Source organism: uncultured Bacteroides sp. (assembly GCF_937912035.1).
In the GTDB taxonomy this organism is placed as follows: Bacteria; Bacteroidota; Bacteroidia; order Bacteroidales; family Bacteroidaceae; genus Phocaeicola.
In genome coordinates, this window is the sequence record NZ_CALDPF010000010.1 from 94,376 (window position 1) to 107,403 (window position 13,028).

The window sequence follows — 13,028 nt, forward strand, 5'->3', positions numbered from 1 at the left end:
TCACTCATTAATCAAACAACCTTCTGAACTTAGCAAAAATCTTTTCCTTCATGGATTTGTTCGGCATGAAGTTTGGAGAATTTTCCAGTCCGTTAAGTGTTTCTTTTTCTGAAGAAGACAATGTTTCAGGAACATAGACGCTGACGTTAACAAGCAAATCGCCTGTTCCATAACCGTTCACTGAAGGAAGACCTTTGTTTCTCAAGCGCAATACTTTTCCCGGCTGTGTTCCCGGTTCAATTTTAAGTTTGGCTTTACCGTCGACAGTAGGAACTTCAACGCTGCATCCCAAAGCTGCCTGAGGGAAGCTCAACAGCAAATTATACAACAAATCGTTGTCGTCACGAATCAAATCAGGATGTTCTTCTTCCTCAATCAGGATAAGCAAGTCACCATTGATACCGCCGTGTCTTGCAGCATTACCTTTTCCGTTCATTGACAACTGCATGCCTTCGGCAACGCCGGCTGGAATATTCAAAGTGATGATTTCTTCATCGCGAACAATACCTTCACCATTACATTCCGGACATTTCTTAACGATAGTCTTTCCTTCACCACCGCAAGTAGGACAAGTTGTCTGAGTCTGCATCTGTCCCAAGATTGTGTTGGCAACACGTGTAACTACACCTGAACCTTTACAAGTTTCGCATGTTTTTGTTCCTTCGTCGCCATCAGCACCTGTTCCGTGACAATGCTTACACGGAACATATTTCTTAACCTTGATTTTCTTTTCAACTCCGTTTGCGATGTCTTTCAGAGTCAGCTTCACTTTCACACGCAAATCAGAACCTCTGTTTACGCGTCGTCCGCCACGTGAACCGCCACCGAATCCGCCAAAACCGCCGAATCCGCCAAAATGACCACCGAAAATATCACCGAACTGAGAGAAGATGTCATCCATAGACATACCGCCGCCGAATCCGCCTTGTGAAGATGCGCCTCCAACTCCGGCATGACCGAACTGGTCATAACGCTGACGTTTCTGCGGGTCGCTCAACACATCATAAGCTTCAGCCGCTTCTTTAAACTTTTCTTCAGCGTCCTTGTCGTCCGGATTCTTATCAGGATGATACTGGATTGCCTTTTTTCTATAAGCTTTCTTTATTTCATCTGCTGACGCATCTTTGCTTACGCCCAGCACTTCGTAGTAATCTCTCTTTGCCATCTTCCTTCCTTTAATTATTCTCCAACAACAACTTTAGCGTGACGAATCACTTTCTCATTAAGCATATAACCTGTCTGAACGCAGTCAATAACTTTTCCTTTCAGGTCTTCCGTAGGAGCCGGAATAGTAGCGATTGCTTCATATATATCAGCATCGAATGACTGTCCTGCTGTTTCCATAGCTTTCACGCCCTGTGAAGTAAGATATGCAATAAACTTGTTGTAAATCAGCTCAACGCCCTCTGCCACAGCTTCAACATTATCTGCTTTACGCACGTTCTGCAATGCACGTTCAAAATCATCTACAACAGGAAGAAGCTGAGTCAAAGCATTTTCTCCACCATTCTTTATCAATTCTGATTTTTCTCTCAGTGTTCTTTTACGATAGTTATCGAACTCTGCCATCAGGCGAAGATGTGAATCGTTAAGTTCATTATATTTTGCCTGCAACTCAGCAAGTGGGTCAGCCACTTTGTCAGTTTCCTCAGTGTTGTCTGACGAATTTACCTGCTCTTCATGCAAATTTGTCGCATCCTGCTGAACATTTTCCTGTTCAACATTCTCATTAATTTGCTCTTCGTTATGTAAATCTTTCTGGCTCATATCTAGTAATCTTTTATTATTCTTTTGTTTAACAATGTGTTAAAAGGATATCTTCAGAACTTTATCTTTTTACTGATTCCTTTTACATTATATTATACAGCAAAAAGGTTGCCAAACTTCAAAAGAACTGACAACCTTTTGTGTTTTAGTTGACGAGAGACAAGTTAACGAGTTGATAAGGTAAAATATCTTGTCAACTCGTCTCTGTAGCCTAGTCTACTTTAATATCTATTCTCCGACAAAAACAGCAACTTTCTTATGGTCTGTTTCCACTGTCTCAAATTCAGAAGAAACTGCACTGCTTCCCATCGGAACATTTTCATTGCGATATTCCATACGGCTGTAAACGATGCTTCTTGCTGAAGTATGGAATTCTTTTGCACCTGTTTCCTTTTCAATAAGCTCAATATTATTTTCACGGACACCGCATCCAGGCATTATGATTATTCTGTCTCCAGCCTTGGCAACAAGTTCCTTCAACAAAGGAATTCCTTTTACGGCATCAGATTGCTGTCCTGAAGTAAGTATTCTGTCACAACCTAATTCTATTAGCTGCTCCAAAGCAGTAAATGGGTCGCGGCACACATCGAATGCACGATGGCAAGTTACAGACAATGGTTTTGCTGCATCAATAAGTCTTTTCATCAGAGGCACATCTATATCTCCTTCTTTTGTCAGACAACCGAACACAACACCATGAACACCCAACTGTTTGCAAAGTTCGATATCGAGCAACATCGATTGTATTTCTGCTTCAGTGTATAAGAAATCACCTCCACGTGGGCGAATAATAACATTAATGTCAATATTCGACGTCAGAGCTTGAGCCGTTTTTATTTCTCCATAACTTGGAGTAGTTCCGCCTTCCGGAATTCCTGCACATAACTCAACTCTGGTCGCTCCGCCTTTCTCCGCCTCTACACAGCTTTGGGCAGAATTGGCACAAATCTCTATAATTCGCTTCATATAATCTGTTATTAATGTTTTTGAGTGCTCAAATATGTCGTAACACAAATGAACAACTTACAAATTCATATTCTTTCTCACTGCAAAGATACATCTTAAAATCCATATTTCACATATTATAATGTAAGTTGTATAATCAGCTGTTATGATAGTCAAAACTAATTTGAAGTGATTCAAATCTTCATTCTTAAAAAGAATAACATATCTTTGAACTCACAAATAATAATTGTATAACCTAATTTAATAAAGAATGAAAAGGAGAGAATTTTTCAAAGGAGCAGGAGCTGCTACAGTTATGGCTGCAACCGCAGGAACAATTTCATCTTGCACGTCGGAAAACAAATTGAAATCCGGTGAAATATATCACACAGTTCAGTTCGACCTAAAATATCCTGTCGGCTCTGCTGAAGCAGAAAACTTCATTAAAGACGGTGTAAGAATACTTACTGCTGTTCCTGGTGTATATGAATTCCAGGCTTGCCGCCAGTGCAGTCCGAAAAACGACTATCAGTATGCTTTCCTTATGAAATTTGCCAACCAACAGGATTTCGACAACTACACAGCAAATCCAGACCATTGCAAGTTTGTGGAAGAAAGATGGAACACTGAAGTCACACGTTTCCAGGAAGCAGATTTCCAAAGTTTCTGAAAAAATAAAATCATAAATAGATACTCAAAACAAAAGGAGTCTTGTAGCCAAACGGCTACTTGACTCCTTAAGCCCCAAAAAATCAATTATACAGGTCCTTATTATGGGACATAAACACCATCATAAGGATTCTGGTCGCCATTAGGCCAGATATCATCAACCATTGATGTATTATTCTTCAATTCTGAAGACGGTATCTGATAAATGAATCTCCATGAATGAGCCGGCAACTGAATTGAACCGCCATAAGCTACATGGTTACCGCCACGAACCAACGGTTTCTCAGTACGAATCATATCAAATGTAGCGAAACCTTCACCATAAAGTTCTTTGCGTCTTTCAATCCAAATTGCTTCAAGCAATTCCTGTCCAGAGGCTTCTGTACGTTTTGCCTGACGCATATCCTGTAATTGCCACAATAATTCTTTTGCTTCGCCTTCCTTGCCCTGGCGTGCACAAGCTTCAGCTGCATTGAGCAACATTTCATCAGAACGCATCACAACTATTGAACCACGACAATCTTCATTATCCCTGAATTTCATTGAAACCCAGAATTTCTGTCCGGAAGTATTTTCCCACTGCTGCATCTGCTGGAAGCGGATATCTGATTCATCGAAAAGAGCTACGAAATCATCAGCTAAGATAAAGCAAGCGAAAGTCCAGCACGAACGAGTATTGTTATACCACATTGCAAATGGAGAATAGTCACCCATATTCTGTTCTTCAGTCTGCTTGATTGACCAAATCCATGAACTCAATGTATGGTCATTGAATCCAGAAGTATATTCATCATTAGATGTCAACGGATACTGTGCCAAAACTTTTCTAGAATATTCTTCCGACTTAGCCCAATTATGCATAACCTGATATACTTCGGACAAAATACCATCCACAATTGCCTGGTTGAAGACATTAGGATTGCTACTACTGCGAACAAAACCTTCGAGCATAGGTTCTGCAGTTTCAAGGTCAGACAGAACCTGCTGATAAGTTTGCTCCAACGTACCACGCGGCTTTCCTTGAGTTGCTTCAGTTGTCGGTTCTGTATAGATAGGCACACCAGGCATATCTTTTGCTATAGCATATGTCTGCTGGAACAATCTTGCAAGGTTGAAATAAGCCCAACCTCTCATTGCAAGAGCCTGGCCTTTTATATATTGCTTTTCTGTCGCATCACCTTCACAATCGTCGATATATGTAATTACGGAATTAAGGTTGTTGATAAGGCGATAATGGAATGTCCATAGCTGACCTGAACGGAAGATGTCACCACGAGTTTCTCCCCAATAATTATAATTGTAGCCATACCAACCACCGCCATTATTTATTATATCTTCACCACACATATCAGAAATCATCTGTATAGAAGGAATTCCCCAGTCATCACTACGGTTAGCACCACCACCGCTATAGCACTTCATTTGATAATAACAACCATTCAGAGCTGCTTGTGCACCGGATACTGTAGTGAAAACCTGAGTATCAGAAACGTCTGTTGAAGGATTAGTCTCAAGGAAATCGCTGCAAGATGTCATAGAGCCAACTAAGGTCAAACCAGAGAAGGCACACACTGTCAATATATATTTTACTGCTTTCATATGAAATACTCTTGATTAAATAAGTTCAACATGGATATTATAAATTCAATTGCAGACCAAAAGATACAGATTTTGTTGTCGGGAAACGGTTACTCGTACAACCATCTATACCCTGTTCCGGATCAGTACCACGGCGGGCTGCACTACCCCAAGTCAGCAGATTGTCACCCTGTACATAAAGTCGAAGTGAGTTAACCTGGAACTTACGTGTCCAATTCTGTGGCAATGTATAACCCAAAGTCACATTACGCAAACGAGCAAAGGAGTTGTTGAAAATAAACTTAGAAGTATATGCATTCAAATAGTTTGCATATGCTGTAGAAATGCGAGGAAACTCGGCATTAGTATTTTCTGGCGTCCATGAATCGAGCATATCAGGGTGCATACCATAACCGATACGGTAAGACATCATCTGTGAATAGTCACTATCGTAAAGTTTTCCTCCGATACTATAATAAATCATGAATGACAAATCAATACCTTTAAATGCAAAATTGTTAGTTATACCTCCAAAAATTTTAGGAATCGCATCACCAAGATACTTCTTCTGTTTGTCGCTACTCACCTGATTGTAATCTTCTGTTTTTACTCTTTCCTTGACATATTCATTACCGTTTTCATCTGTAGCGTAAACATTCATCCAGTACATATCGTTACCAGTTTCCGGGTTTACACCTGCATATTCAGCTCCCCAGAAATTATATCTGGATTCGCCTTCGCGCCATTTGAACACACCTGAGTTAATTTCTTCTTGCGGAAGTCTGGTGATAGTGTTCTTATAATGTGTACCGTTTAAATCTATTGTCCATTTAAAATTCTTATTATTAATTGCAGCAAAGTTCAAAGAAAATTCCACACCTGTATTCTTTACATCACCGATATTACGGTTGATACCGCTGAATCCTGTAGAAGGAGCCATTGGCAAAGAGAACAGAAGGTCTTTTGATTTACGATTAAACCATTCAAAACTACCGGAAAGACGATTAAAAAGTGCGAAATCAACACCTATGTTTGTCTGCAAATTAGTTTCCCATTTCAAAGTATAATTCGGAAGACGGCTAATCAACAAACCCGGTTCGTTGTAGTTGTTCATACCAGTTGCGTAAAGTCCTTGGTAAGCATAATAAATTTGATCTGAACCAGACATCAGATTATCGTTACCCACAGCACCATAGCTGGCTTTCAGCTTCAAGTTATCCAACCAGTCTGTTGTTGAAGACATAAAATCTTCATTTGATATACGCCAAGAACCGCCGACAGACCAGAACTTACCCCAGCGATTGTCCGGATGGAAACGAGAAGAACCATCAGTACGGAAGCTGGCAGATACATAATAACGATCTTTATAGTCATATTCAGCACGGCTCAGGTAACTCATAAGGCGATAGTTATCAGTATATGAGTTCATAGAGTTCATCTCAGAAGCAGCACCGATTTCAGTTATACCAAAGAAAGGCAAACCACGTTTAGATGCATCGAGATATTTATAATTCATTGAATAAGCTTCCTGACCAACAAGGATATTGATTGAATGGTCGCCAAAAGCCTTTTCATAAGTCAAAAGGTTGTTCAATGTCCAGGAGAAAGTACGGGCAGAACTCTTGTAAGCTTCACCGCCATAACCTGCTGCAAAACCATATTCACTGTTTGTATATCCGTCGTAAGTATAACCAACATAGTCGAAACTAAAGTTAGTACGCCATTTCAATCCAGGAATAAAGTCAATCTCGAAATATGAACGCGCAGAAGCGTTGTCATTCATATAAGGATACTTATTATATTCATTATCGGCTACAGTGTTCCATCCACTCCATCCTGTACGGTTGTCACCATAATCGTAAATCAATTTACCATTGTCGTCACGGGCATAAGCTCCTGCTTCAGCATCCCACTTATATATAGGATAAATGGTAGGCATAGTGCGGAGCATCCAAACAACAGATTCACTTGAAGAACCTTCGCGTTTGCTATGTGACAAGTTAATATTAGTTCCAACCTTTAACCACTTGTTTACCTGATAATTCAAATTAGCACGGGTAGTGAAACGTTCAAATTCAGAAATAGTGAAAACGCCCTTGTCGTTCAAGTAGCCGGCAGAAAGATAATAGTCAGCTTTCTTTGACTTACCACTGAAGTCAACATTATATTCCTGGCGAAGACGAGATTTCATCAAAGCTCCTCTCCAATCGCCAGAGTAAAGCAATTCAGCATCAGGGTTCATTTTACCGTCAAGACCTACTGGCTGGTCTACGCTGAATGGATTTATACCAAACTGTCCGGTAAGGTAAGTTGAAGCATAGTTGGCAGCATCGCTCTGAGCATAGCCGTTATCCATATAACCATTATAAAGGGCTTGCCATGTTAACTCAGAATATTCCTGCGGAGACAATGCACGAGGCAAATCTACAGCAAGGCTTGACCAACCCCAAGATGAGCGGAAATTAATCTGACCTTTCTCGCTGTTACCCTTCTTTGTTGTAATCATCACAACACCATTTGCTGCACGTGAACCATACAATGCAGTTGCTGAAGCATCTTTCAAAACGGTCATAGATTCGATATCTGCCGGGTTGATAGCATTCAGATAACCATCATAAGCAGTTCCATCGACAACATATAGCGGAGAACTTGAAGCATTCATTGAACCAATACCACGAATCATAATTGTAGCATCTTCGCCCGGCTCACCAGTACTGTTCAAAACCTGAACACCACTACTCTGTCCTTGCAAAGCCTGTGTAACGTTTGATGCCTTGATTTTTTCCAATGATTCGCTCTTAACTACTGTAGCAGAACCCGTAAAAGAAGATTTCTTTCCAGTACCATAGGCAACTACCATAACTTCGTCCAATGCAACCAAATCTGGTTCCATAACAATCTTCATAGTTTTACCGTCAATCTTAGTTTCGATGGCTTTATAACCAAGATAAGAAACCAATAAAGATTTTGTTTTTGGGGAAACTTGAATAGTGAAATTACCATTTAAATCGGTAATCACTCCGGTATTACTCTGTTTATCCATAATAGATACACCCACCATTGGTAAACCGTCTTCAGAAGAAACGACAACTCCCGAAATCATCCTCTCTTGCGCTTGCAACGTTTGTGAGAATATTGCTGCAAGACCTAGCATTGGTAACAATTTCCTCATAAAATAAACTCTAATAATTAATAATTAAAAAAACACATTGAAAAGCACGAGTCTAATCAAGAAAAAGGTTAACACTTCAACTAAACTAAAATAATTAATCTACATTTCTCATAGCGCTTTTCTCTAATCACAAATAAAATGAATTATTATTAAAAATGCAAGTTTTTATTAAAAAACACCATTAAAAATATATAATTTATAACATATTTCTTCTTTAATATTGCCTTTCTCTCATCTATTAATTCGAGATTTACTATTTTACAAGACAACACATGAAGCAATTTACACATTATCTATATGTAAGTAAAACAACAAAATATATGTCATTTTGATTAAATATAGCGTATTTATCTGATTGCTTTAATATTTATTTTCTTGCGTTTTTACTCAAAACGAGCTATAATTCTGGACTTTTTCGGGAATAATTACAACATTTTCGGCAAACATCTACAAGAAATCTTGGATACAACTATAATTATCTTGCTATACTATTATATTTATTCATCTATACATCTATATATATTTACCAGAATGTCCGGATAAATTTCCCGGAATCTAAATAATTTGTCGAAAAAGCGCCTAATTCCTTGTCCAAATTCGTCTGGAAGAGAGCAAATCACGAACGTAATTCAAATATCATTTTTCCATCAATAAAAACTTTTCTCCGAATGCATTTATATAACCAATCACAAAATACCAGGTAATTACTGTTCAAGTTACACAAATATAACCTCCAATACTTACATATTGAAAAAGCTAAACTCTCTGAGAGTCCGACAAAATTCATCAACCTTATCTCATGCCTTAAAAACACGAGCCACAAGAAGTTTATTTATCAAAATGTCAAAATTGACATTTTGATACTTTCTGTTTTGAGAATCTACATTAATCCACTCTCGGAATATGAGATTTTGCTAAAAAGAGGCATGGGTTTATAGTTCATATATAAAAAAACATGCTAAATTTGCAAAAGATGTAATTCTATTTCTTAATCAAAATTTGATATTAAATATGAAAAGGGACAACATTATTTTTGACATCATTGAAAAAGAACATCAGCGTCAGTTGAAAGGTATTGAGTTGATTGCTTCTGAAAACTTTGTAAGTGAACAAGTAATGCAGGCAATGGGAAGTTGCCTGACTAACAAATATGCCGAAGGTTATCCTGGGAAACGTTATTATGGTGGTTGCGAAGTAGTCGACCAGAGTGAAACAATTGCAATCGAAAGATTGAAGAAAATATTCAATGCTGAATGGGCAAATGTTCAGCCTCATTCAGGAGCACAGGCTAACGCAGCTGTTCTTTTGGCTGTTCTTAATCCTGGTGATACTTTCCTTGGATTGAATCTGGCTCATGGTGGTCACTTGTCTCATGGTTCTGCTGTGAATAGTTCAGGTATTTTGTATCGTGCTACAGAATATAATGTAAAAGAAGAAACCGGACGCGTCGACTACGACCAGATGGAAGAAGTTGCATTGCGCGAAAAACCGAAATTGATTATCGGTGGTGGTTCTGCATATTCTCGCGACTGGGATTATAAGAGAATGAGAGAAATCGCAGACAAAGTTGGCGCTTTGCTTATGATTGACATGGCTCATCCTGCAGGTCTTATCGCAGCCGGATTATTGAACAATCCGTTGGAATATGCTCATATTGTAACTTCAACAACTCACAAGACTTTGCGTGGTCCACGCGGTGGTATCATCCTTCTTGGCAAAGACTTTGAAAATCCTTGGGGAAAGAAAACTCCAAAAGGCGAAATCAAGAAAATGTCACAATTGCTTGATTCTGCTGTATTCCCAGGAATTCAGGGTGGTCCGCTTGAACACGTAATTGCAGCTAAGGCTGTTGCATTCGGTGAAGCATTGGAACCTGAATATAAGGAATATCAGATGCAGGTTAAGAAAAATGCAGCTACAATGGCTCAGGCATTTATCGACAAAGGTTACAAGATTATTTCCGGCGGTACTGACAACCACAGTATGTTGATTGACCTTCGTACTAAGTTCCCTGAACTTACTGGTAAAGTTGCAGAGAGAGCTTTGGTTGCTGCTGACATTACTGTCAACAAGAACATGGTTCCATTCGACAGCAGATCAGCATTCCAGACATCCGGTATCCGTATCGGAACACCAGCTATTACAACACGTGGAGCAAAAGAAGAGTTGATGGGTGAAATCGTTGAAATGATTGATACAGTTCTTGCATCACCAGAATGCGACAAGACAATTGCTTCTGTTCGCGAAAAGGTTAATTCAATGATGAAAGAATATCCTATCTTTGCATGGTAATATTTCAAGGGGACAAGTTGACGAGAAGACAAGTTGACGAGGTTATAATTTATTGTCACATTGCATTCTTGTCTACTTGTCCCCTCGTTAATTGTCTACTAAAATAATCATAATTCATTAAACTAAACAATCATGAAAAAGCTTTTAGCAACTTTATGTGCCGGAATGGCATTATGCTTATTAGCTTCATGTAATGAGGAACAAGGTGTAGTTAAAGTCTACAACCAGGGAATCAACATTATCCCTGCACCTATGAGCCTTACACAACATGACGGCCAATTCAAGCTAAACAAAAAAACTACATTTGGTGCAACAACTCCTGAAGCGAAAACTATCGCAGAGTTCTTTGCATCTAAAATGAAAGCTGCGACAGGATATAATATCCAGGTAGCAGACAAAGGAGATATAACACTATCAATTGATGAATCTCTTGACGTAAATGATGAAGGATACGCTCTTGATGTTACTCCTTCAAATGTTACTGTTAAAGCTAAAACTCCTCAGGGTCTTTTCTATGGTATGCAGTCATTCATGCAGCTTTTGCCTGCTGAAATTGAAAGCGCTCAGAAAGTTGAGGGTATTGCATGGACTGCTCCATCTGCAAGCATCAAAGATGAGCCTCGTTTCGGCTATCGTGGTATGATGATTGACCCATGTCGTCACTTTATGCCTGTTGAAGACATCAAGAAACAGATTGATGTTTTGGCATTGTTCAAAATCAACCGTCTGCACTGGCACTTGACTGAAGACCAGGGATGGCGTATTGAAATAAAGAAATATCCGAAACTGACAGAAGTAGGTTCTATTCGTATTGATGGCGAAGGAACTGAACATAAAGGTTTCTACACTCAAGAAGAAATCAAAGAAGTAGTAAAATATGCTGCAGACAGATTTATCACAGTTGTTCCTGAATTGGAAATTCCGGGACACGAACTTGCTGCTATTGCTGCTTATCCTGAACTTTCATGTAAAGGCGAACCAACTACTCCACGTATAATCTGGGGTGTTGAGGATATCGTTATGTGTCCGGGTAAAGAAGATATGTTTGAATTCCTTGAAGACGTTATCGACGAAATGGTTCCTTTGTTCCCTAGCGAATATTTCCATATCGGTGGTGACGAATGTCCTAAGACTAGCTGGAAGAGCTGTCCTCTTTGCCAGAAACGAATCAGAGAAGAAGGTTTGAAAGCTGACGGAAAACATACTGCTGAAGAAAGATTGCAGAGCTATGTTATCCAGCGCATGGAAAAATATCTTGCAACTAAAGGTAAGAAAATCATCGGTTGGGACGAAATCCTTGAAGGAGGTCTTGCTCCTACAGCAACAGTTATGTCATGGCGTGGTGAAGAAGGCGGTATTGCTGCTGCTTTGATGAATCACACTGTTATCATGACTCCTGGCGGAAACGGAATGTATCTTGACCATTATCAGGGCGATCCTAAAATCGAACCGGTTGCAATCGGTGGTATGACTTTGTTGGAAAAGACTTATTCTTACAATCCTGTGCCTGACACATTGGCTCAGATGGGCAAATCTGAATTTGTTCTTGGTGTTCAGGGAAATGTTTGGTCTGAATATCTTTATAATGAAGATGTCCGCGAATATCGCACTTATCCTCGTATCATTGCTATTGCTGAAATTGGCTGGACTCCGGAAGACAAAAAAGATTACAAAGACTTTGAACGTCGTATAGACAATGCTTATGTGCGTCTTGACGAACATGATATTAATTATCATATTCCACAGCCTGAACAGCCTAACGGTTCTTGCAATTTCGTTGCATTTACTGACAAAGCTTCTTTGGAATTCAAGACTAGCCGTCCGATTAAGATGGTTTATACAACTGACGGAAGCGAACCAACAGAATCTTCTACAGCATATTCTGCTCCTATCGAAATTACAGAAACAACTACTTTGAAAATTGCTTCTGTTCTTCCTTCAGGCAAGATGAGTCCGGTTCGTACTATCCAAGTTGAAAAACAGGCTTTGGCTCCAGCTAAGGAAGTTGCAAAGAAAGCTCCTGGTTTGAATATGGAAGTATTCGACGGAATGTATCTCAATGTAAAAGAACTTGAAGCTGCCAACAAGACTGGCAAGAAATCTGTAATCAAGGAAACTAAAGAATTGAGAAGCCAGGTTAAGACTAGCGAATCAATGCGTGGCGTAAAACAGTATGCTGCTGTTGCTAACGGTTATATTGATATTCCTGAAGATGGTGTATATTATATTTCTTCAGATTTGGAAGAAGTTTGGATTGACGGCAAATTGCTTGTAAACAATGCAGGTGAAGTTAAGCGTTTCTCAAGAAAAGACAACTCTGTTGCTTTGGCAAAAGGTTTGCATGAAATCAAAGCTGTATTCCTTGGTCATGTAATCGGTGGTTGGCCTTCAAACTGGGGCGATGGTTCAATCAAACTTCGCAAAGCTAGCGAAGAGAAATTTGCTGCTGTAACTGGTGATATGTTGTGGCATTAATAAAACTGAACCGGAATTCGGGAGCTTCTTCCCTGTTCCGGTTTTGACAAGATAAAACAAAGGCTGTCTGGATTGTGACATGCACCCCGAAAGTTAGACAAAAAACTTTCGGGGTTTTGTTATGTCTAAA

General features: G+C 39.4%; 8 protein-coding genes. 3 read left to right on the forward strand and 5 right to left on the reverse strand.

Features of this window, described 5'->3' with window-relative positions:
- Positions 1-7 precede the first annotated feature (7 nt).
- The 3 genes from dnaJ to Q0486_RS01875 all read right to left on the reverse strand — a co-directional run bounded on the left by dnaJ (position 8) and on the right by Q0486_RS01875 (position 2,733).
- Positions 8-1,165, reverse strand: a complete 1,158-nt coding sequence (gene dnaJ / locus Q0486_RS01865) for a molecular chaperone DnaJ (protein WP_299229924.1) — start codon at positions 1,163-1,165, stop codon at positions 8-10.
- A 14-nt stretch (positions 1,166-1,179) separates the two neighbouring features.
- Entirely contained in the window at positions 1,180-1,767 is a 588-nt protein-coding gene (locus tag Q0486_RS01870; RefSeq protein ID WP_299229926.1) for a nucleotide exchange factor GrpE, read from the reverse strand.
- 228 nt (positions 1,768-1,995) lie between these two features.
- A complete protein-coding gene (locus Q0486_RS01875) occupies positions 1,996-2,733 on the reverse strand; it encodes a copper homeostasis protein CutC (protein ID WP_299229928.1) in 738 nt (245 codons plus the stop codon).
- A 250-nt stretch (positions 2,734-2,983) separates the two neighbouring features.
- On the opposite strand from Q0486_RS01875, the gene Q0486_RS01880 reads away from it, so the two are divergent.
- A complete protein-coding gene (locus Q0486_RS01880; protein ID WP_299229930.1) occupies positions 2,984-3,382 on the forward strand; it encodes a Dabb family protein in 399 nt (132 codons plus the stop codon).
- A 101-nt stretch (positions 3,383-3,483) separates the two neighbouring features.
- On the opposite strand, the gene Q0486_RS01885 is transcribed toward Q0486_RS01880, so the two are convergent.
- Both Q0486_RS01885 and Q0486_RS01890 read right to left on the reverse strand, forming a co-directional pair.
- On the reverse strand, positions 3,484-4,980 hold the full coding sequence (locus Q0486_RS01885) for a RagB/SusD family nutrient uptake outer membrane protein (protein ID WP_299229932.1): 1,497 nt from the start codon (positions 4,978-4,980) through the stop codon (positions 3,484-3,486).
- Between the two features lie 37 nt (positions 4,981-5,017).
- Positions 5,018-8,131, reverse strand: a complete 3,114-nt coding sequence (locus tag Q0486_RS01890; RefSeq protein ID WP_299229934.1) for a TonB-dependent receptor — start codon at positions 8,129-8,131, stop codon at positions 5,018-5,020.
- A 1,011-nt stretch (positions 8,132-9,142) separates the two neighbouring features.
- On the opposite strand from Q0486_RS01890, the gene glyA reads away from it, so the two are divergent.
- Both glyA and Q0486_RS01900 read left to right on the forward strand, forming a co-directional pair.
- Positions 9,143-10,423 carry a serine hydroxymethyltransferase gene (gene glyA, locus Q0486_RS01895; RefSeq protein WP_299229936.1) on the forward strand — a complete coding sequence of 427 codons (1,281 nt, stop codon included), beginning with the start codon at positions 9,143-9,145 and terminating at the stop codon, positions 10,421-10,423.
- A gap of 132 nt (positions 10,424-10,555) precedes the next feature.
- Positions 10,556-12,898, forward strand: a complete 2,343-nt coding sequence (locus Q0486_RS01900) for a family 20 glycosylhydrolase (protein WP_299229938.1) — start codon at positions 10,556-10,558, stop codon at positions 12,896-12,898.
- Positions 12,899-13,028: the final 130 nt, after the last annotated feature.